The organism is Solidesulfovibrio sp. (assembly GCF_029978005.1).
Taxonomy (GTDB): Bacteria; Desulfobacterota; Desulfovibrionia; order Desulfovibrionales; family Desulfovibrionaceae; genus Solidesulfovibrio.
The window spans coordinates 13,728-33,640 of record NZ_JARKOZ010000018.1; the positions used below are offsets into that span (position 1 = coordinate 13,728).

Consider the following 19,913-nt stretch of genomic DNA (forward strand, 5'->3'; position numbering starts at 1 on the left):
CGGCGGCGTCAAGGCTGGAGCGTGTAGACCGTCTCCGGAGCCTCGCCGATCATGCGCTGGGCCCACTCCACGCCCTGCATGAAGGAGTGGTCCATGTTGCCCACCTCGTACTTCCAGCCGCCGAAGCGGCCCCGGGACTGGACGCCCCGGGCCTCGAGCGCCGGCTGGAGCACGGCCAGGGCGGCGTCGCGCTCCAGGCACGGAATGGGATAGGCGTAGTCCACGCGCATCTCCCAGGTGGAGACCAGCCGGTCCGCGTCCCCGGGGGCGATGAGCGTGGTGTCGACCAGCCCCTGCACGGTGCGGGGCACGAGCGTGTCCAGGTCCTCGGGCTTGTAGGCGGAGTAGCTGGTCTCGGTCATGATGGCCCGCTTCCTGGGCCGCGTCCCGTCCGGGTCCGGGGTGTTGTTGTAGGAATAGTTGTGGAAGTTGGTCACCCGGTAGAAGGGACAGTCGGATTCGGGGAAGTACATCCAGCAGCGGGGGTCGGGCGGGGCTCCCGCGAAGCCGAGGCCGTGGATGGCCGAGCCGTTGTGCTTGAGGCGGCCGGCGGCCTCGGCCATGGCCGGGGTCGCGTCGGCCAGGACGTCGAGGACCAGCCTGTCCAGGGGCATGGTGGAAAGGATATGGTCGTAGGTGACGGTTTCGCCGTCGGCCGTGCGCACGGTCCTGGCCGCCGCGTTAAGCACGGCCATGGGCGCGGACAGGCGCACCCGGTCGGCGAAGCGGGCGGCCAGGCGGCGGTAGATCTCGCCCGTGCCGCCGCGAAGGGGAAAGCTGAAGGTGTTGTTGGGCCCCCAGGCCACGTCGTCGCGGCCGAGGATGATGTTCTTGATGACCCGGCCGGCGTCGACCACGGAGACGCGCTCGCCGATCCAGCGGTGGGACATGACCTCGCCGGGATGGGCCCAGACCTTGAAGTTGTAGGGGACCATGAACAGGCGGGCGATGCCCGGACCGAACACCCGGTCCACCCATTCCCGGAAATGGGCCGGCGGGCCGTTGCGCTCGCCGGCGGCCGCGGCCCGGCCGGCCTCGAGCAGGCCCTCCACGCATTCCCAGGCGAGCTCCGGGGGCAGGCGGCGGACGTTGTTCTGGAAGGGGTAGGGCACGAAGACGCCGGCGGCGCGGATCCACGATTCGCGCTGGTGGCGCAGCACGTCGTCGCCGAGGAGCGTGGCAAGCAGCCTGTCGAAGGCCTCGTAGTGGGAAAAGACCACGTGGCCGCCCACGTCCCAGGTGAAGCCGGCCGCGTCGGTGAAGCTGGCGGCGAGGCCGCCGACGTAGTCGTGGCTTTCGAGCACGAGGAAATCGTTCTGGCCGAGTTCGGCCAGCCGCCAGGCCGCGCCGAGGCCGGTGGGGCCGGCGCCGATGATCAGGTATTTGACGTGCATGGGCTTCTCCTGGGGATCGGGGCAGCGGTAGCAGAAAAGCGCCCGGGAGGAAAGGCGCGCCGGTCGTTTGGCCGTGGCGCGCACGAAAGGCGTTGCGCGGACACGAAGGAGAGGCGCGGCGTGGCGAAAAGATCAGTCGCGACGGGAAGGAAACGCCGGAGACGGCGTCCGGGCTCCCGGAGCCGCGCAAGGCTGGCGGCTCCGGGAGGCGAAAGAGTGTCGGGTGGGCTTACCAGGCCGGACGGCGGGGCGGCCGGGGGGCGCGCGGCTTGGCCTCGTTGACCTTGAGGCTGCGGCCCTCGAACTCGGCGCCGTCCAGAGCGCGGATGGCCTCGTCGGCGGCGGCGTCGTCATCCATCTCCACGAATCCGAAGCCGCGCGGTTTGCCGGTCTCGCGGTCGGAAATCAGTTTGACGGATTGGACTTCGCCGTAGCGCCCGAACAGATCGCGGACGCTGTCCTCGGTGGTGCGGAAAGGCAGGTTGCCAACGTAGATGTTCTTGGACATGAGACACGGACTCCCAAACGGTTGACGTCAATGCGATCCCGAAGCGAGACGGAGGTCGGTTTGCCAACGAACCGCCGGCTACGCTCCTTCCCTGGACGATTCCATCGGCCGCGTGGCCGGAATGGCCCGATAGTCGGAGTGCATCCGTCGGCTGCAGCTGCGTGGGGGCGATGAACGGTCGGCGCGCACTCTCTGTTGACTCCCCAAGCGTGCCGTTTGCACATGCGCAGGACAAATTCCCGTGGACACGAGCGGTAGCGTCACGTCTTTGGATGAAGATGAAAAAACGTATCGAATCATGATACGTCTGGCAAGGGAAAAATGTTCTTTTCTCCTGTTTCTCGCTGAAATGCTTGCCTGTTCTCTTATTGGAAAGACTATCGTCCGGCCTTTGGAGGAACCGGGGCGCCTTTGGTGCCAATGCCGGCGTTTTTTGCTAGGGAAACGCCGAGGCGAGTCCGGGCCGACTCGGGGAGGTGTTGCGCATGGGCGAGAAGAACGAAGCCGAACGGTTCGCCGTGGCCGTGTCGGTGCGGGAGTCCTACAAGGTGGGGATCGGCGGCACCACCAAGGAAAGCGAGCGGGTGCTGTACTACTACGCCGAGAAGACGCCGGAGGCCGGCATATCGGTTCAGGCGCTCAACGCCAACAGCGTGCCGAGCGGCGAGCGCACCAAGGTGACGGAGCAGGAGTTCCTCGAGAAATACCGTCCCGAGCCGCTGATCTACTACAATCAGGTCAAGCCGCGCATGGAGGCGATGCTGGCCGAGCTCGACAAGGGCGAGAAGCATCTGGAGGCCGGGCGCACGGACAAGGCCGAGGCCTCCTTCCAGAAGGCCCTGGAGTATGACGCCGAGAACCTGCGGGCCATCTTCGGCCTGGGCAACGCCTACCTGACGGCCGGCAAGATGGAGGAAGCCAAGGAGATCTTCGAGAAGATCATGTCCATCGACCTGGCCTTCGGCCCGGAGAACAAGTTCCTGTTCAACGAGTTCGGCATCCGCATGCGCAAGCACGGGCTGCTGGAGATGGCCCGGGCCTATTACCAGAAGGCGCTGGTCGCCTCCGAGGCCGACGAGAACCTGCATTTCAACCTGGGCCGCATCCATTACGAACTGGGCGAGTTCGCCGCGGCCATCGCCGAGGCCGAGCGCTGCCTGGCCATCAATCCGGGCTTTCTGATCGCCGGCAAGATGAAGAAGGCGGCCGAGAAGGGGCTGGGGGCCGTGACCCGCCTGCATACGGAGTAGGCGGCCTGGGCCGCACATCGCGCCTGCAGCGCCGTCTTTTTTCTCGCCGATGTTCCTGGCGTCGGTTTGGGTCGGGATCGTTGCGGCTGTCGCGCATGATGCTATCCCCCTCTTGTGGCGTAAGAAATATATCCTTGCTTCTTTGCGGTTGCGGGGGTGGTTTTTTTTGTTCTGCTACGAAAAATCTATATTTACTTTTGCACTTGTCGTGGTATGGCCCAAAGCAAAGGAGGGCGGGCCATGGAACCCAGAATGGTGCGATCGTTGTTGCTTCTCATCGTGGTCTCGATGCTGGCGGTGGGCTGTACGAAGGTGAACAAGGTGACGGCGATCGACGAAGTGAAAGACGGGAAGATGGGGCTCGTCTATGTCTTGCCGAAGACGCAAGTCGTCGTGGAAATCCCGATAACGGTCAGCGTGAAAAATGGCGCGTTGGAATTCGCCTCGCTGGATTCTGTGTCTCCAGGAGTGAAGGAAAAAGAAGTCGTCGATTGCAAATTGTATTATCAAAGTAAAAATCATCCTGTGACAACGTCCATTAAAGTGGGTGAATACGCCTTGACCGGCGAGCCCGTTCCCGATCTGGATCGGGTCTACAACATCGACCTGGATTCCTCATTTTTGAAGGATGCCAAGAAGAACCTGCAATTTAACGACAAGGGCATGATCGTGTCCGGCGGTTTTTCGGCGAAGGACAAGACCCTGGAATTCACCGTGCAGGTCGTGAAGACGGCCGTGAGTATTGCGACCCCGTTTTTGGCTCCAATTCCTAGGCCGGCACCTCAGGCCCCAAGCGAGGCGGACGCCAAGAAAGCGCAGGCGGACAATGCCGCGGCTGAGCGGCAAGCCATTGCCGCCAGAAAGGCGGCATGCCGGAAAATGAGAACCGATGCCTTGGCTGCATATAATAAGAAGGAGGGCGAGCGGAACAGATTCAAGCGGCTGAAGGAGAACGTCCTTTTTGGCGTCAATGCCGGAGGAGTGGATCGTTCCTTCGACGCCTACAAGAAACGGATAGATGACATCGATGCGTATGTCGCCGCCGAGACTGGTGATGGTGAATTGAATAAGACGGTCAAGCTGACGTATAGAAGGGTGCTGACGGATGCGGAATTGAAGCAGGGCGAAATTAAGCTCTTCGCGATCGAGGATGACACGATCGTGGTGGATTCGCTGGAGTATTTCAGCGAGGGCGGCAAGTCGCCGTATGTCTCCCGGCGACTCGTCGGAGTGGGAAAGGGACCGGTCGTTTCCCTGCACATCAAGCCGACGCCCAACGATCTGGCCACGGCGGTTTCCGGGGCGGCCTCCTACGCCGAGCCGAAGGGGGAAAAGGGCCTGTACTACAGGTTGCCCGGGCTCGCGGAAGCGTATTTCACCAACGGCGAAGCGAAGTCGAAGCCGCAGCTTCTGCCCATCGCCCAGTGGGGGGCGCTGCTGGCCCTGCCCACGACCATGCATTCCACGGATTCCGCCATATCCTTCGAGTTCTTCGCCGACACCGGGGCGATCAAAACCATCGGCACGGAGAACAAGGCCATCGACATGGAGCAGGTGGGCAAGCTCGGTGATGCGGGCGTTTCTCTTGTGCAGGCGATTTACGCCAGCAATGACGAGATCACCAAGCTCAAGCAGGAAAAAGAAAAACTCACCCTGCAAAAGGACATCCGCGACCTCAAGACGTCGCTCCAGACGGGGCAGTGACCCGTCGCGCCGCCCCCGGCCGTCGCGGCGGCCGGGGGCGGCGCTTGCGCCTACCGAAACACCACCGTCTTGTTCCCGTACACGATCACCCGGTCCTCCAGGTGCCACTTGACCGCCCGGGCCAGCACCGTGCGCTCCAGGTCGCTGCCCGTGGCCTTGAGGTCGGCCACGGAGAAGCGGTGCGTCACCCGGGCCGTGTCCTGCTCGATGATCGGGCCGGCGTCGAGCTCCGACGTCACGTAGTGGGCCGTGGCCCCGATGAGCTTCACCCCGCGCTCGTGGGCCTGGCGATAGGGGTCGGCCCCGACGAAGGCCGGCAGGAACGAATGGTGGATGTTGATGACCCGGTGCTCGTAGGGCCGCAGGAAGTCCGCCGAAAGAATGCGCATGTACCGGGCCAGCACGATGAGGTCCGTGTCCGCGCCAAGCAGTTCCGCCATCCGCGCCTCGACCTCGGCCATGCCGCCGTCGCCCACGGGCACGCAGGAAAACGGCACGCCGAAGCCCTCCACGCTCCCTTTGAGGTCTTCGTGGTTGCTGACGACCATGGCCACCTGGCACGGCAGCTCGCCCCGGGCGTGCCGCCACAGGAGTTCCATCAAACAGTGGTCGTGGCGCGACACCAGAAACACCGCCCGGCGCGGCACGTCGGTGTAGGTCAGCCGCCAGTCCATGGCGAACCGCGACCCCACCACCTCGCCGAAGGCCGCTTCCAGGGCCGTGCGCGAAATGTCGATGTAGGGCGCGTAGAATTCCAGCCGCATGAAGAACGTCCCGCCCTCGGGGTCCGTGGAGTGCTGGTCCAGGTCGATGATGTTGGCCCCGTGGGCGTGCAGGAAGGTGGTGACCGCGGACACGATGCCGGGCCGGTCGGGACAGGTGATGCGCAAACGGGCGATATGTGTCATAAACGTGGTATCCTTGCAGTGGAGCGTCCGGGCCATGCCGGGGAAAAGCCCATACCCCAGAACGCTTTTTGAGGCCAGCGGGCTTTCTCCAAAGATTATTCGGACAATATTGTTATTTTCCGTAAATTCGTTTAGAGAAGCCCATCCACCGCGGGTGGGCCCCCGTTTCGAACGCGCCGCGGCCGAAGGGAAGCCGAACTTTTAACGATTCTTTCCCAGCGAGGACCTCCTATGCTCATTGGCATTCCGAAGGAAATCAAGGTGCTGGAAAATCGCGTGGCCATGACCCCGGGAGCGGTGGAGACGCTTGTCCGGCGCGGCCACGAGGTCCTCGTCGAGGCCGGCGCGGGCCTGGGCTCGGGGCTTGCCGACGACCAGTACGCCCGGGCGGGCGCCAAACTTGTCGATGCCGCCGCGGCCTGGGGCGCGCAGATGGTCGTCAAGGTCAAGGAGCCCATCGCCTGCGAGTACAAATACCTGCGCAAGGGCCTGCTTCTTTTCACCTACCTGCATCTGGCCGCCGACCGGGCGCTGACCGAGGCGCTGCTCGCCTCCGGTGCCACGGGCGTGGCCTACGAGACCGTGCAACTGCCGAGCGGCGCGCTGCCGCTGCTCGTCCCCATGAGCGAGGTGGCCGGCCGCATGGCCCCGCAGGTCGGGGCCCACGCCCTGGAGAAGTCCCAGGGCGGGCGCGGCATCCTGCTCGGCGGCGTGCCCGGCGTGCCGCAGGCCTCGGTGGTGGTCCTCGGCGCGGGCGTGGTCGGGGCCAACGCCTGCAAGTTGGCCGTGGGCATGGGCGCGCAGGTGACGGTCCTCGACGTGAACCACGCCCGGCTCCAGTACCTCGACGACATCTACCAGGGCCGCATCGTCACCATGGCCAGCAACGAGGCCAACATCCGCAAGGCCGTGACCTACGCCGACCTGCTCATCGGCGCGGTGCTCATCCCCGGGGCCAAGGCCCCCCACCTGGTCAGCCGCGACATGCTGCCCACCATGAAGGAAGGCTCGGTCATCGTGGACGTGGCCGTGGACCAGGGCGGCTGCGTGGAGACCATCAAGGCCACCACCCACGCCAATCCCACCTACGTCATCGACGGCGTGGTCCACTACGGCGTGGCCAACATGCCCGGGGCCGTGCCGCGCACCTCGACCTACGCCCTGTGCAACCAGACCCTGCCCTATGCGCTGCGGCTTGCGGCCCACGGCCTCGGCGCGCTGCGCGACGACGCCGCCCTGGCCAGGGGGCTCAACACCCATGCCGGCAAGCTCACCTTCGCCGGCGTGGCCGAGGCCTTCGGATTGCCGCTTTTTCCGGTTGCGGCGGCCCTGGCCTGACGTCGCGCGCCTTGAAAAATGCGGCGGTATCTTTTAAGAAAGCAGAGCTATTTGAAAGTGTTGTTCCATACATTTGTGTTCGTGCGCTTTCGGGACACGGCGAATGCCGGAAATGGCGGGGAAGGGGAGCGGCCCGTTCCGCCGAGTTTCACAAATATGTGTCAAGGAGGGGGGCGGGGGATTCCCATCCCGGCCGAGTTCATGTATCTCCACAGGAACTTGACTTTGGGCTAAGTGGTTGAAATCGACTGTAAACAGGAGGCGTCCATGAAAAGGTCCTGGCTCATTGCCCTGTTGCTCGTCCTCGGGATGGCCGCGCCGGCCCGCGCCGCGGACACCATCAAACTGGGATTCAACATCCCGCTGACCGGCGACATCCCGGATGTAGGCGAATCCTCGAAGAACGCCGCCGAGATGCTGAAAAAGAAGATCAACGACGCCGGCGGGATCGAGGTCGGCGGCAAGAAGTACCTGGTGGAATTCATCTACGAGGACAACGAGTCCAAGGCCGAATCCGCCCTGTCCGCCGCCCGCAAGCTGATCACCCAGGATGGCGTCCTCGGCATGGTCGGCCCCCAGTCCAGCAAGCAGGCCGTGCCCGCCGGCGAGGCCGCCAATGACCTCAAGACCCCGATGATGGCCCCCTGGTCCACCAACCCCAACACCACCAAGAACCGCCCCTACGTGTTCCGCGGCTGCTTCCTCGACACCTTCCAGGGCCCCACGGCCGCCAAGTTCGCCAACGAGGAATTCAAGGCGAAAAAGGCCGCCGTGCTCTACGACATCGCCTCCGACTATCCCAAGGGGCTGGCCGAGGACTTCAAGGCCGCCTTCGAGAAGATCAACGGCCCCGGCTCCGTGGTCGCCTTCGAAACCTTCACCACCAAGGACGTGGACTTCTCGGCCCAGCTGACCAACATCGCCAAGTCCGGCGCGGACGTGCTGTTCGTGCCCCAGTACTACAACGAAGTGCCGCTGATCGTGAAGCAGGCCAAGTCGCTCGGCTTCAACAAGCCCGTGCTCGGCAGCGACTCCTGGGGCTCCGGCGACCTGATGGGCCTTTGCGGCGACGACTGCAAGGGCTACTTCTTCGTCACCCACTACGCCGCCGCCGGCGCCAAGGGCAAGACCAAGGAATTCATCGACGAGTACACCAAGCTCTACAAGAAGACCCCGGACGACGTCGCCGCCCTGACCTGGGACGGCGCCAACCTGATGCTCGACGCCGTCAAGACCCTGCCCGCCCTCACCGGCGACATGCCCAAGGACCGCGAGGCCCTCATGAAGGCCATGGCCGGCATCAAGAAGTTCGAGGGCATCACCGGCGACATGTCCTATCCGCCCACCGGCGACCACGACCCCATCAAGTGCGCCGTGGTGGTGAAAATCGACGACGCCGGCAAGTTCGCCTTCTACAAGTCCGTCTGTCCGTAGCCCCGGCCCGGCCTCGCGCCGGCCGGCCGCGCCCCGGCGACGCCGCCCCCTTCGGCGGCGTCGCCGGGCAAAAAGCCGCAACCTTCGCCGCCCGGGCCGCGCGCCCGGACGGACAGGCTCGAACAATTTGCGCCAAGGGGGTCTCCGTTGCTGCAAAGCCTCATGCAAAATCTCCTCAACGCCCTGCAGTGGGGGAGCTTCTATTCCCTGATCGCCCTTGGCTACTGCCTCGTCTACGGCGTATTGCTCCTCATCAACTTCGCCCACGGCGACATCTTCATGGTCGGGGCCTACATCGCCTTTTACGTGTGCATGCTCTTTCTCGGCAAGTTCGGCTTCATCCCCGGCATGCCCGGCTGGCTGGTGCTGGCCTTGGCCGTGCCCCTGACCATGCTGCTGACGGCCGTGGTCGGCGTGACGCTTGAGCGCGTGGCCTACCGGCCGCTGCGGCGCAAGGGCGTCAACCGCCTCTACGTCGTCATCACGGCGCTCATGTGCGGGCTGATTCTCGAAAACGGCAACCTCGCCCTGCTCGGGGCCAGCCGCAAGAGCTTCCCCACGCTCCTGCCGACCAAGGTGTTCGACGTCTTCGGCGTCACCGTGACCAACATCAAATTGATGGTCATCGGCGTGGCCATCTTCTCCTTCCTGCTGCTCCACTTCATCGTCACGCGCACCAAGATCGGCATGGCCATGCGGGCCATTTCCTACGACCGCTTCGCCGTGCCGCTCATGGGCATCCCGGCCGACACGGTCATCGTCTTCACCTTCGTGCTGGGCTCGGGCTTCGCCGGCCTGGCCGGGCTCTTCTTCGCCATGACCTACCCGGTCATCGACCCCTACATGGGGGCGCTCATCGGCTGGAAGGCCTTCATCGCGGCCGTGGTGGGCGGCATCGGCTCCATCGCCGGGGCCTTTGCCGGAGGCTTTCTCCTCGGGTTCGTGGAGATCATGGTGGTGGCCTTTTTCCCGTCCACCTTCCGGGACCTCATCGCGTTCTCGATTCTGCTCCTCATCCTGTCCATCCGGCCCACCGGCCTCTTCGGCGTGGCCCGGCGGACCAAAATCTAGGGTCGGCAAGGGGGATACCGATGAAGCGCCTGACCGTTCCCGCCCTGCTGGCCCTGCTGCTCGCCGTGCTGCTTTGGGCCTGCATGAGCGGCGCATTGAACGCCTATTGGCAGTCCGTGATCCTGTTCATGGGCGTCAACATCATCCTGTCGTCGAGTCTCAACATCATCAACGGCAACATGGGCGAATTCTCCTGCGGCCATGCCGGGTTCATGGCCGTTGGCGCCTACGTCTCCTCTTTGCTGTCCGTGGCCCTTTTCACCAAGAGCGCCGTGTTCGGCGAACCGCTGCTCTCGCCCGACCTGGCCGTGTGGCTTTTCCCGCTGGTTCTGCTGGCCGGGGCCTTGGCCGCCTCGGTGGTCGGCCTGCTCGTGGCCATCCCGTCGTTCAAGACCCGGGGCGACTATCTGGCCATCATCACCATCGCCGCCGCCTATATCGTCAAGTCCACCATCGAGAACATCGGCGTCATCGGCGGGGCCAGGGGATTCATGGGCATGGGCGGCGTCATGAACGCCATGACCGCCACCGCCAACCTGCCCTGGATCATGATCTGGGTCTTCGTCGGCACGGTCTTTTCCGTGTGGCTCATCCGCCGCTTCATCTATTCCACCTTCGGCAAGGGCGTGGACGCCATCAGCCAGGACGAGATCGCGGCCGAGATCATGAGCGTCGACACCGACCGGGTCAAACTGGTGGCCTTCATGGTCTCCTGCGGCCTGGCCGGCCTGGCCGGCGGCCTGTTCGCCCACATCCTGGGCTACGTCAATCCGGGCACGTTCACGATACTCAAGTCCACGGAAATCATGGTCATGGTCTATCTCGGCGGCATGGGCTCCCTGTCCGGCTCCGTCCTGGCCGCCATCCTCATGACGCTTTTGATCGAGTACCTGCGGGACGCCTTCGGCTACATCAACACCTTCCTGCACTACATTTCCGTCATCCCGGATTCCTACGAGGTGACGCAGGTCTGGAAGTGGGTGCTGATCCCGCTGCTGCTCGTTTTGCTGATGCAGTTTCGGCCCGAGGGCATCATGGGGCGTCGCGAGCTGGCCGACGTGTTCCCGGGGCTGCGCAAATTCTACAAGTTCAAGGGGTAGGCCGTGGCGCTGCTGGAAGTAAATGAAATGACGCAGTACTTCGGCGGGCTGTGCGCCGTGTCGGAGTTTTCGGTGGCCCTTGACGAGGGCCAGATGGTGGCGCTGATCGGCCCCAACGGCGCGGGCAAGACCACGGTCTTCAACCTCGTCAGCGGCTTCTACAAGCCCACGCGCGGCGAGATCCTCTTCAAGGGCCAGTCCATCAAGGGGCTCAAGCCCCACCAGGTCACGGCCCGGGGCATCGCCCGCACCTTCCAGAACATCCGGTTGTGGTTCGACATGACGGTGCTCGACAACATCCGCATCGCCCAGCACCACGCCCTGGGCTACGGCCTGCTCGACTGCTTCCTGCGCACCCCGCGCTACATGCAGCGCGAGCGCGACATCGAGGACCACGCCATGGAGCTGCTCTCGCGCCTGGGCCTGGGCGAGGTGGCCCACGAGTTTCCCAAGAACCTGCCCTACGGCGTGCAGCGCCTGGTGGAGATCGCCAGGGCGCTGTCCACCAGGCCGGCGCTTTTGATGCTCGACGAGCCCGCCGCCGGGCTCAACTCCTCCGACGTGGAGGGGCTGATCAAGCTCATCGCCGACATCCACAAGGATTTCGGCCTGGCCATCTGGATGATCGAGCACCAGATGGACGTGGTCATGAGCCTGTGTTCGTGGATCAAGGTCATCGATTTCGGGGCCACCATCGCCGAGGGTTCGCCCGAGGAGATCCAGAACAACCCCGAAGTCATCAAAGCCTATCTGGGAGACGATACAATCTGATGCTGCTCTCCGTTGAAAACCTCCGGGTCAAGTACGGCAACATCGAGGCCCTGCACGGCATCTCCTTCCACGTGAACCGCGGGGAGATCGTCGCGCTGATCGGGGCCAACGGCGCGGGCAAGACCACCACGCTCCTTTCCATCATGCGCCTGCCGCCCCCCGAAGCCCCCAAGGTGGTGGAGGGCGACATCAAGTACGAGGGGAAGTCCATCCTGTCCATGGAGCCCCACGACGTGGTGCGCAAGCTCCACATGGACCTCTCCCCCGAAGGCCGGCGCATCTTCGGCAACCTCACGGTCATGGAGAACCTGGTGCTCGCCACCTACGCCCGCAAGGACGGGGAGGAGGCCGTGGCCCGCGACCTCGACCGGGTGCTGTCGCTTTTCCCGCGCCTGTCCGAGCGGCGCAGGCAGCGCAGCGAATCGCTCTCCGGCGGCGAGCAGCAGATGCTGGCCGTGGGCCGGGCCATCATGACCGGCTGCGACTTCATCCTCCTCGACGAGCCGAGCATGGGCCTGGCCCCGCTGCTCATGTACGAGATGTTCCGCACGCTCAAAAAGCTCAACGAGCAGGGGCTCACCATCCTTTTGATCGAGCAGAACGCCAAGGTGGCCCTGTCGTTCGCCCACCGGGGCTACGTGCTGGACACCGGCGAGATCAAGACCTCGGGCACGGCCGAGGAGCTCAAGTGCGACCCCGAAGTGAAAAAGGCCTATCTCGGCGGCTGAGGTAGCCCGCAACGACGCTTGAAACCCGGCCGGGCGTTCGCCCGGCCGGGTTTTTTCATTTGGTCCATGACTTGCTTGTAACCGCCTGCCGGCCGCCGCGTCGGCAGTTTCTGCCTTTTCCCGGCACGCCTCTTGCCACTCTCCCAGCGGGGAACGCCTCGCCCGGCAAAAATTTCCCGCCCAAAGGAGAGATGGACATGAGCGTATCATCCGTAGGTCAGTCATCGAGCGACTACTGGCTCCAGCAATTGCTTGCCAGCTACGGGCAGACCTCTTCCACCGGCAGCCAGTCGTCCGTCCTCAGTCTCCTGTCGCAGGGAAGCGACGCCACCGACGCCACGTCGGCAACTTCTTCCGGGTCCTCGTCGTCCACGTCGAGTTCCGCCGGAAGCTTCAACGACATCCTCGCCGCCCTCCTGGCCGGAAACGGCTCCCTGTCCTACGACATGGAAACGGGAACGCTGACCACGGCCAGCCAGGACGAAGAGGGCGACACGCCGTCCCCGCCGCCCATGGACGGGGCCCAGGGCGGATCCGGCGAGTTGAACCGGTCCGAGTCCACCACGACCAACGCGGATGGTTCCACGACCACCACCGCCACGTTGACGGACTCCAGCGGCAACCAGGTCGGCACCGAAAAGACCGTCGCCAACGCCGACGGCTCCTACACCACCACCATCACCATGACCGACCCGTCGGGCAACTCCACCACCCGGACCATCACCGGGGAAAACACTTCCGACGGGTTCAAGGAAACCGAAACCCTCACGGACGGCGACGGCAACGTCCTGGAGTCCGGCAGCATGCTGACGGCTTCCGACGGCAGCGTCACCGCCACCATCACCCGAAACGGCCCGGACGGCGGCTCCGTGACGGAAAACGCCAGCTACGACGCCGACGGCAACCTGGTCTCCTCGTCCACCTCGTCCACGGCCGCGACGACCGCGACCGCCGACGCCTCGAGCGCCTCCTCGACCTCGTCGTCGAGCACGTCGAGCTCTTCGAGTTCCTCGGGCTCTTCCGGAGCGTCCTCTTCCGGCTCTTCGGACGACAGCGACAACACCACCACCGTGACCATGACCTTCACCTCCGAAGGCATCCAGGAAACCACCACCGTGACGGACGCCGACGGCAACATCGTCAGCCAGTCCACCAAGGAGATTCCCTTCAGTTCCACGGCCGAGGGCCAGGCCTACGGCTCGTCGCTGAAAAAGGGCGACGACCTGACCGACCTGCTCGGGCAGTACGCCGCCAACCGCTACGACGCCTACCAGAATTCCTACGAGCAGCAGGCCATGCAACTGGGCTCCGACGGGGGCGTCGACCTGCAGGCCTAGCCAGGCAACAAAAGGAGCGCGCCGGCCTCGAAGGGGCGAGGGCGCGTTTCGAGGACGCGACGCCGCGCGGACCGACGGGCGCGGCGGTCTCCAAGGGCGGCCCCCGCGGGCCGCCTTTGTTGTTGGCGGCCGGGCCGATTCATGACAGTTTGGGAAGGGTGGAGCCGTGGGGCGATTGTCCGCCCGGGCCGGAGAAGCGCCCGGTCTCGGAGCGTGGAGGGCCTGCATGCGCAACAAGTTCCTGGGCACGGGCGAGCCGGGCTGGCGCCCGGTGCGCAAAATCCTGGTGGTCCTGTCGGGGCTGCGCTTCGCCGTGGTCTACGACGTGAGCGTGGCCTGGAAGGCGGCGGTCTCGGCCGTGGCGCTCCTGGTCTTCGCCCTGGCCGGCCATTGGCGGGATTTCCTGATCGTGCTCGTGGCCACGGGCCAGATGCTGGCCGTGGAGCTCATCAATTCCGCCATAGAAGGGGTGTGCGACTTCCTGGTGGACCGGGAGGACCGGCGCATCAAGGCCATAAAGGACATGGCCGCCGCCGGGGCCGGCATCGGCATCGCCTTCTGGCTGCTGGTGATCGTCTGGGAGGCGGGCTACCTGTTCGACGCCTGGCCCGGCCCCTGAGGCGGCGGCGCATCCGCCGCCGCCCTGACCGGAAAGGGCAGCGGCGCTTGCTTCACGTCCCTGCGCCGTTGCCCGGAAGGTCCTGCCGGTGGCGGGCCGCGCCGCCGCCGACGGAGGCGGGCGGGGGGCGCGGCCTAGAATTTTCCCCTGGCCCGGGCCAGGGCCTCCTTGAGGTCGGCCAGGGCGGTCTCGAAGCCCTCGCGCAGCTCGGAGAGGGCGTCGCCGCCGCCTTTTCGCAACAGCGTCAGCTTGTACCGCGCCCTGTCGTATTTCTCGAGCAGGTGCTCGAGCTCTCCTTCCCATCGATCGAAAAAGTCCGGGCCCTTTTCCTTGGCCGAGGCCCTGGCGGATTCGATCTTGGCCTTGTATCCGGCCAGCACTTCCTCCATGTCGACGCCGAAAGGCTTTTTCCCGTCCATACGTCCCTCCGGGTGGCGTTATGTCCGGGAAACTACAGGAAGGGCGGGGCAGTGGCAATATTTTCCCAGCCTCCCTTCCTCTCTTGCGGAGCCGTCCCGTGTCTGCTAAGAAGATGCACAGTTAGGAGGTCGGGCGGCGTCGTTCCGGGGAGGAAAAGAGACGTCCGCCCCCTGGTCAAGTCCCGAAGGCGACTTATGTCTTGCTCCAGACGTCCGCATACACGGCTGCCCGGCGCGGCCCTTGGTCGCCGGGAAAAGCAAGCGGGACGTCTCGCCAACGGAATGCAACGCTCAACGTGCTTGTATCCAAGGAGGAAGGCCATGAACGCGCGTGTGCAAAAGATTTTGGTGCTGATGCTGGCGGCCTTTATCGGCCTGACGGCGCTGCCCTCCCGCTCCTTCGCCATCGGCGAGGCGGGCACTGTCTACGTCACGCCGGAATTCGGCGTCTACGGCACCGGGCAGAAGGCGGTGGAATCCTACCTGACCTTCGGCGCCAACGGCGGCTATTTCGTCATGGACGGCCTGTCCATCGGCCTGGAAGCCCTGGCCTATTCGTTCAACCAGAAGAAGATCGACCGCAACACCGCCGCCGGCTCCTTCGTCAACGCGGTGGCCACCCATGAGGGTTATTCCCAGAATCCCTGGGCCTTCGGCGCCAACGCCCTGATCCGCTACTACCCCGTGCGCACCGACAAGGCGGCCATGTTCATCGGCACCGGCATCGGCGGCATCTTCTCGAACGACCGGATCCCGTTCTGGGAGAACGGCGGCAAGGGCAACTACTCCAACCCGACCTGGCCCGTGGACATCGGTTTCACCGTGGCCTTCAGCCCGTCCGTGTCCTTCGAGATCGCCGGCCGCTACCAGCGCATCGGCTTCGACAACCACGGCATCGACGGCTGGGGTGGCCATGCCGGCTTCCGCTTCACTTTCTAGGCTGACAAACTCCGAGAAGTAGGGTAATACGTCAGGCCCTCCCGCCCGCACAGGGTGGGAGGGCCTGTTTTTTTTGCCGGCTGACCCATTGCCGCTTGACACGGCTTGGCGATGGGTCTATATGCCTCTGTCTTTGCCATACACTACGATTTTTCTTGAACGGAGACGGCTATGCCCACGATCAATCAACTTATCCGCAAGGAGCGGGCCAAGGTGGCCAAGCGCCGCAAGACGCCCGCCCTGCAAGCCTGCCCGCAGCGCCGGGGCGTGTGCACCCGCGTGTACACGACCACGCCCAAAAAGCCGAACTCGGCTTTGCGCAAAGTCGCCCGCGTGCGTCTGACCAACGGCATCGAGGTGACCTCGTACATCCCGGGCGAAGGCCACAACCTGCAGGAACACTCGGTGGTGATGATCCGGGGCGGCCGCGTCAAGGACCTTCCCGGCGTGCGTTACCACATCATCCGCGGCACGCTCGACACCGCCGGCGTGTCCGATCGTCGCCAGGGCCGTTCCAAGTACGGCGCCAAGCGGCCCAAGTAATTCCGGACAAAGGAGAAAGCGCGTATGCCGCGTAAAGGTCCCGTATCCAAGCGTTCGGTGCTGCCCGATCCGAAGTTCGGCAGCCATCTGGTGATGAAGTTCATCAACCGTCTGATGTACGACGGCAAGAAGGGCGTGGCCGAGGGTATTTTCTACAAGGCCGTGGACGTCCTGGCCGAGAAGTCCGGCGAGGATCCCTTGAAGGCCTTCGAGAAGGCCGTGGCCAACGTCAAGCCCCACATGGAAGTCAAGCCCCGCCGGGTCGGCGGCGCCACCTACCAGGTGCCCATGGAAGTGCGGCCCGAGCGGCAGCTGACCCTGGCCCTGCGCTGGCTGGTCGGCAACGCCCGCTCCCGCGGCGAGAAGGGCATGGCGGAGAAGCTGTCGGGCGAACTGCTGGACGCCTATCACAATCGCGGCGGCGCCGTGAAAAAGAAAGAGGATACGCACCGCATGGCGGACGCCAACAAGGCGTTTGCCCATTACCGGTGGTAGTCGCACAAGGAACGCGTCGTGTCTAAGACTGTACCCATTGAGCGGCAACGCAACATCGGCATCATGGCCCACATCGATGCCGGGAAGACGACCACCACCGAACGTATTCTCTTTTACACCGGGGTGTCGCACAAGATAGGCGAAGTCCATGACGGCCAGGCCACCATGGACTGGATGGTCCAGGAACAGGAGCGTGGCATCACCATCACCTCCGCCGCCACCACCTGCTTTTGGCGGGACCATCGGATCAACATCATCGACACGCCCGGTCACGTGGATTTTACCATCGAGGTGGAGCGCTCCCTGCGTGTCCTCGACGGGGCGGTCGCCGTTTTCGACGCCGTCTCCGGCGTCGAGCCCCAGTCCGAGACGGTCTGGCGGCAGGCCGAACGGTACCGCGTTCCCCGTATGAGCTTCGTCAACAAGATGGACCGCATCGGCGCGGACTTCTTCCGTTGCGTGGACATGATCCGCGACCGCCTGGGCGCCAAGCCCGTGCCCCTGCAGATCCCCATCGGCTCCGAGGAGAACTTCCAGGGCGTGGTGGACATGATCCAGGGCAAGGCCGTCTATTTCGACACCGAGTCCATGGGCAAGGAGTATGTCTACAAGGACATCCCCGCCGACCTCATGGACCGCTACGAAGAGCTGCGCCTGCACATGGTCGAGGCCATCGCCGAGGAAGACGAGACCCTCATGGAGAAGTACCTCGGCGGCGAGGAACTCACTCCCGACGAGCTCATCGCCGGCATCCGCAAGGCCACCATCAGCCTGGCCATCTGCCCGGTGCTGTGCGGCTCGGCCTTCAAGAACAAGGGCGTGCAGCCCCTGCTCGACGCCGTGGTCGACTTCCTGCCGTCTCCGGTCGACATCCCGGCCATGCAGGGACACGACCCGGACCACGAGGACAAGATCATCGAGTGCCCGTGCGATCCCAAGCTGCCCTTGGCCGCCCTGGCGTTTAAGCTCATGAGCGACCCGTTCATCGGCCACCTGACGTTTTTGCGCATCTACTCCGGCCGCATCGAGTCCGGCATGACCGTGCTCAACGCCAACACCGGGAAAAAGGAGCGCATCGGCCGCCTGCTCAAGATGCACGCCAACAAGCGTGAAGAGATAAAAGACGCCGACGCCGGCGACATCGTGGCCGCCGTGGGCATGAAGATCACCTCCACCGGCGACACGCTGTGCGCGGAAAACCGCCCCGTGGCCCTGGAGAGCCTCAACATCCCCGAGCCGGTCATCGAGGTGGCCATCGAGCCCAAGACCAAGGCCGACCGCGACGCGCTGTCCCAGGCGCTCGGCAAGCTGGCCAAGGAAGACCCGTCCTTCCGCGTGAAGTCCGACGAGGAATCCGGCCAGACGCTCATCGCCGGCATGGGCGAGCTGCACCTGGAGATCATCGTCGACCGCCTCATGCGCGAGTTCGGCGTCAACGCCAACGTGGGCGCGCCGCAGGTCGCCTACCGCGAGACCATCACCAAGGCCATCAAGAACGACCTGCGCTACGTCAAGCAGACCGGCGGCCGCGGCCAGTACGGCCACGTGGTGCTGGAAATCGAGCCCAAGGAAGACGGCGGCTACGAGTTCGAGAACGGAATCGTGGGCGGCGTCATCCCCAAGGAATACATCCCGGCCGTCGACAAAGGCATCCAGAACGCCATGAAGGGCGGCGTCATGGCCGGCTTCCCGCTGGTGGACATCCGGGCCAAGCTGGTCTTCGGCTCCTACCACGAAGTCGACTCCTCGGAGCAGGCGTTCTTCATCTGCGCCTCGCAGTGCTTCAAGGAAGCCGTGCAGAAAGCCGGGCCGGTGCTGCTCGAGCCCATCATGGCCGTGGAAGTGGTCACCCCGGAAGAGTACATGGGCGACGTCATGGGTGACTTAAACGGCCGCCGCGGCCGTATCGCCAAGATGGACTCCCGGGCCGGGGCGCAGATCATCACCGCCCACGTGCCCCTCTCCTCCATGTTCGGCTACGCCACGGACCTGCGCTCCCGTTCGCAGGGCCGGGCCACCTTCAGCATGCAGTTCGACCATTACGAGAAGGTCCCGGCGGCGCTGGCCGACGAGATCATGAAGAAGAAATAGCGTCCGGCGCGCCGGACGAGGGTGAAGCAAAACAACGACCCGCCACGGCGGAAAGTTCCAGGGGGACGACATGGGCAAGGCGAAATTCGAGCGGACCAAGCCGCACGTAAACATCGGCACCATCGGTCACATCGACCACGGCAAGACCACGCTGACCGCGGCCATCACGCGTCTGGCCAGCATGAAGGGCTTTGGCGAGTACATTCCCTTCGACCAGATCGACAAGGCTCCGGAAGAAAAAGAGCGCGGCATCACCATCGCCACGGCCCACGTCGAATACCAGACCGACAAGCGCCACTACGCCCACGTCGACTGCCCCGGCCACGCCGACTACATCAAGAACATGATCACCGGCGCGGCCCAGATGGACGGCGGCATCCTCGTCGTCGCCGCCACCGACGGCCCCATGCCCCAGACGCGTGAGCACATCCTGCTCGCCCGTCAGGTCGGCGTGCCGCAGCTGGTCGTGTTCATGAACAAGGTCGACCTGGTCGACGACCCCGAACTGCTGGAGCTGGTCGAGCTCGAAGTGCGCGAGCTGCTCACCAAGTACGGCTTCCCGGGCGACGACATCCCGGTCATCAAGGGCTCGGCGCTCAAGGCCCTCGAGGCTTCCGACGTCAACAGCCCCGAGGCCGCCCCGATCTTCGAGCTCCTCGACGCCTGCGACTCGTTCATTCCCGAGCCCAAGCGCGACATCGACAAGCCGTTCCTGATGCCCATTGAGGACGTGTTCTCGATCTCCGGCCGCGGCACGGTGGTGACCGGCCGCGTCGAGCGCGGCATCATCACCGTCGGCGACGAAGTGGCCATCATCGGCATCAAGGACACGGTGAAGACCACCTGCACCGGCGTCGAGATGTTCCGCAAGATCCTGGACCAGGGCCAGGCCGGCGACAACGTGGGCGTGCTTTTGCGCGGCGTCAAGCGCGACGAGGTCGAGCGCGGCCAGGTGCTGGCCAAGCCCGGCTCCATCACGCCGCACCGCAAGTTCAAGGCCGAAGTGTACGTCCTGAACAAGGAAGAGGGCGGCCGTCACACGCCGTTTTTCTCCGGCTACCGTCCCCAATTCTACTTCCGCACGACCGACATCACGGGCGTCGTCACCCTGGCCGAAGGCGTCGAGATGGTGATGCCCGGCGACAACGCCACGTTCAACGTGGAGCTGATCGCCCCCATCGCCATGGAGAAGGGCCTGCGCTTCGCCATCCGCGAAGGCGGCCGCACCGTCGGCGCCGGCGTCGTGTCGGAAATCGTGGAGTAA

Annotated in this window: 19 protein-coding genes; 15 read left to right on the forward strand and 4 right to left on the reverse strand. The window is 64.6% G+C overall.

Going from position 1 to position 19,913, the window contains the following annotated elements; all coding sequences use genetic code 11:
- Positions 1–8: 8 nt before the first annotated feature.
- Both Q1K70_RS02035 and Q1K70_RS02040 read right to left on the reverse strand, forming a co-directional pair.
- Positions 9–1,394, reverse strand: a complete 1,386-nt coding sequence (locus tag Q1K70_RS02035; RefSeq protein ID WP_300155092.1) for an FAD-dependent oxidoreductase — start codon at positions 1,392–1,394, stop codon at positions 9–11.
- 229 nt (positions 1,395–1,623) lie between these two features.
- Positions 1,624–1,902, reverse strand: coding sequence for an RNA-binding protein (locus tag Q1K70_RS02040; protein ID WP_300155040.1), 279 nt, complete (start codon positions 1,900–1,902; stop codon positions 1,624–1,626).
- Between the two features lie 485 nt (positions 1,903–2,387).
- On the opposite strand from Q1K70_RS02040, the gene Q1K70_RS02045 reads away from it, so the two are divergent.
- Both Q1K70_RS02045 and Q1K70_RS02050 read left to right on the forward strand, forming a co-directional pair.
- Positions 2,388–3,152: a tetratricopeptide repeat protein gene (locus Q1K70_RS02045; protein WP_300155043.1), complete on the forward strand. Its 765-nt coding sequence runs from the start codon at positions 2,388–2,390 to the stop codon at positions 3,150–3,152.
- A 240-nt stretch (positions 3,153–3,392) separates the two neighbouring features.
- Positions 3,393–4,856, forward strand: coding sequence for a DUF4831 family protein (locus Q1K70_RS02050; RefSeq protein ID WP_300155045.1), 1,464 nt, complete (start codon positions 3,393–3,395; stop codon positions 4,854–4,856).
- A gap of 50 nt (positions 4,857–4,906) precedes the next feature.
- Here Q1K70_RS02050 and purU read toward each other — a convergent pair whose 3' ends face one another.
- Positions 4,907–5,764, reverse strand: a complete 858-nt coding sequence (purU, locus tag Q1K70_RS02055) for a formyltetrahydrofolate deformylase (protein ID WP_300155048.1) — start codon at positions 5,762–5,764, stop codon at positions 4,907–4,909.
- A gap of 231 nt (positions 5,765–5,995) precedes the next feature.
- On the opposite strand from purU, the gene ald reads away from it, so the two are divergent.
- The 8 genes from ald to Q1K70_RS02095 all read left to right on the forward strand — a co-directional run bounded on the left by ald (position 5,996) and on the right by Q1K70_RS02095 (position 14,162).
- Complete coding sequence (ald, locus tag Q1K70_RS02060; RefSeq protein WP_300155051.1) at positions 5,996–7,102, forward strand: alanine dehydrogenase; 1,107 nt, start codon at positions 5,996–5,998, stop codon at positions 7,100–7,102.
- A 267-nt stretch (positions 7,103–7,369) separates the two neighbouring features.
- Positions 7,370–8,536 carry an ABC transporter substrate-binding protein gene (locus Q1K70_RS02065; RefSeq protein ID WP_300155054.1) on the forward strand — a complete coding sequence of 389 codons (1,167 nt, stop codon included), beginning with the start codon at positions 7,370–7,372 and terminating at the stop codon, positions 8,534–8,536.
- Positions 8,537–8,683: 147 nt separating this feature from the next.
- The gene (locus Q1K70_RS02070; protein ID WP_300155057.1) at positions 8,684–9,607 is read left to right on the forward strand and encodes a branched-chain amino acid ABC transporter permease; all 924 of its coding nucleotides are present in this window, start codon (positions 8,684–8,686) and stop codon (positions 9,605–9,607) included.
- A 20-nt stretch (positions 9,608–9,627) separates the two neighbouring features.
- Positions 9,628–10,707: a branched-chain amino acid ABC transporter permease gene (locus tag Q1K70_RS02075; protein WP_300155059.1), complete on the forward strand. Its 1,080-nt coding sequence runs from the start codon at positions 9,628–9,630 to the stop codon at positions 10,705–10,707.
- Between the two features lie 3 nt (positions 10,708–10,710).
- Complete coding sequence (locus tag Q1K70_RS02080) at positions 10,711–11,478, forward strand: ABC transporter ATP-binding protein (protein WP_300155061.1); 768 nt, start codon at positions 10,711–10,713, stop codon at positions 11,476–11,478.
- Positions 11,478–12,206: an ABC transporter ATP-binding protein gene (locus Q1K70_RS02085; RefSeq protein WP_300155063.1), complete on the forward strand. Its 729-nt coding sequence runs from the start codon at positions 11,478–11,480 to the stop codon at positions 12,204–12,206. The genes Q1K70_RS02080 and Q1K70_RS02085 overlap by 1 nt, the downstream gene beginning before the upstream one ends.
- A 197-nt stretch (positions 12,207–12,403) precedes the next feature.
- The gene (locus Q1K70_RS02090; protein ID WP_300155065.1) at positions 12,404–13,543 is read left to right on the forward strand and encodes a hypothetical protein; all 1,140 of its coding nucleotides are present in this window, start codon (positions 12,404–12,406) and stop codon (positions 13,541–13,543) included.
- Positions 13,544–13,769: 226 nt separating this feature from the next.
- The gene (locus Q1K70_RS02095) at positions 13,770–14,162 is read left to right on the forward strand and encodes a diacylglycerol kinase (protein WP_300155068.1); all 393 of its coding nucleotides are present in this window, start codon (positions 13,770–13,772) and stop codon (positions 14,160–14,162) included.
- Positions 14,163–14,296: 134 nt separating this feature from the next.
- On the opposite strand, the gene Q1K70_RS02100 is transcribed toward Q1K70_RS02095, so the two are convergent.
- On the reverse strand, positions 14,297–14,581 hold the full coding sequence (locus tag Q1K70_RS02100) for a hypothetical protein (RefSeq protein WP_300155073.1): 285 nt from the start codon (positions 14,579–14,581) through the stop codon (positions 14,297–14,299).
- Positions 14,582–14,902: 321 nt separating this feature from the next.
- On the opposite strand from Q1K70_RS02100, the gene Q1K70_RS02105 reads away from it, so the two are divergent.
- The 5 genes from Q1K70_RS02105 (at position 14,903) to tuf (ending at position 19,913) form a co-directional block, all read left to right on the forward strand.
- A complete protein-coding gene (locus Q1K70_RS02105; RefSeq protein WP_300155076.1) occupies positions 14,903–15,520 on the forward strand; it encodes a hypothetical protein in 618 nt (205 codons plus the stop codon).
- A 171-nt stretch (positions 15,521–15,691) separates the two neighbouring features.
- On the forward strand, positions 15,692–16,063 hold the full coding sequence (rpsL, locus tag Q1K70_RS02110) for a 30S ribosomal protein S12 (RefSeq protein WP_300155079.1): 372 nt from the start codon (positions 15,692–15,694) through the stop codon (positions 16,061–16,063).
- A 24-nt stretch (positions 16,064–16,087) separates the two neighbouring features.
- Complete coding sequence (gene rpsG, locus Q1K70_RS02115) at positions 16,088–16,558, forward strand: 30S ribosomal protein S7 (protein WP_300155082.1); 471 nt, start codon at positions 16,088–16,090, stop codon at positions 16,556–16,558.
- Between the two features lie 18 nt (positions 16,559–16,576).
- Complete coding sequence (gene fusA, locus Q1K70_RS02120) at positions 16,577–18,649, forward strand: elongation factor G (RefSeq protein ID WP_300155084.1); 2,073 nt, start codon at positions 16,577–16,579, stop codon at positions 18,647–18,649.
- Between the two features lie 70 nt (positions 18,650–18,719).
- Entirely contained in the window at positions 18,720–19,913 is a 1,194-nt protein-coding gene (gene tuf, locus Q1K70_RS02125; protein WP_300155086.1) for an elongation factor Tu, read from the forward strand.

Excerpts from the sequence above, each read along its gene's own strand:
- Q1K70_RS02035 (WP_300155092.1), bottom strand. The coding sequence starts at position 1,394 with ATGCACGTCAAATACCTGATCATCGGCGCCGGCCCCACCGGCCTCGGC.
- Q1K70_RS02040 (WP_300155040.1), bottom strand. The coding sequence starts at position 1,902 with ATGTCCAAGAACATCTACGTTGGCAACCTGCCTTTCCGCACCACCGAG.
- Q1K70_RS02045 (WP_300155043.1), top strand. The coding sequence starts at position 2,388 with ATGGGCGAGAAGAACGAAGCCGAACGGTTCGCCGTGGCCGTGTCGGTG.
- Q1K70_RS02050 (WP_300155045.1), top strand. The coding sequence starts at position 3,393 with ATGGAACCCAGAATGGTGCGATCGTTGTTGCTTCTCATCGTGGTCTCG.
- purU (WP_300155048.1), bottom strand. The coding sequence starts at position 5,764 with ATGACACATATCGCCCGTTTGCGCATCACCTGTCCCGACCGGCCCGGC.
- ald (WP_300155051.1), top strand. The coding sequence starts at position 5,996 with ATGCTCATTGGCATTCCGAAGGAAATCAAGGTGCTGGAAAATCGCGTG.
- Q1K70_RS02065 (WP_300155054.1), top strand. The coding sequence starts at position 7,370 with ATGAAAAGGTCCTGGCTCATTGCCCTGTTGCTCGTCCTCGGGATGGCC.
- Q1K70_RS02075 (WP_300155059.1), top strand. The coding sequence starts at position 9,628 with ATGAAGCGCCTGACCGTTCCCGCCCTGCTGGCCCTGCTGCTCGCCGTG.
- Q1K70_RS02085 (WP_300155063.1), top strand. The coding sequence starts at position 11,478 with ATGCTGCTCTCCGTTGAAAACCTCCGGGTCAAGTACGGCAACATCGAG.
- Q1K70_RS02090 (WP_300155065.1), top strand. The coding sequence starts at position 12,404 with ATGAGCGTATCATCCGTAGGTCAGTCATCGAGCGACTACTGGCTCCAG.
- Q1K70_RS02095 (WP_300155068.1), top strand. The coding sequence starts at position 13,770 with ATGCGCAACAAGTTCCTGGGCACGGGCGAGCCGGGCTGGCGCCCGGTG.
- Q1K70_RS02100 (WP_300155073.1), bottom strand. The coding sequence starts at position 14,581 with ATGGACGGGAAAAAGCCTTTCGGCGTCGACATGGAGGAAGTGCTGGCC.
- Q1K70_RS02105 (WP_300155076.1), top strand. The coding sequence starts at position 14,903 with ATGAACGCGCGTGTGCAAAAGATTTTGGTGCTGATGCTGGCGGCCTTT.
- rpsL (WP_300155079.1), top strand. The coding sequence starts at position 15,692 with ATGCCCACGATCAATCAACTTATCCGCAAGGAGCGGGCCAAGGTGGCC.
- rpsG (WP_300155082.1), top strand. The coding sequence starts at position 16,088 with ATGCCGCGTAAAGGTCCCGTATCCAAGCGTTCGGTGCTGCCCGATCCG.
- tuf (WP_300155086.1), top strand. The coding sequence starts at position 18,720 with ATGGGCAAGGCGAAATTCGAGCGGACCAAGCCGCACGTAAACATCGGC.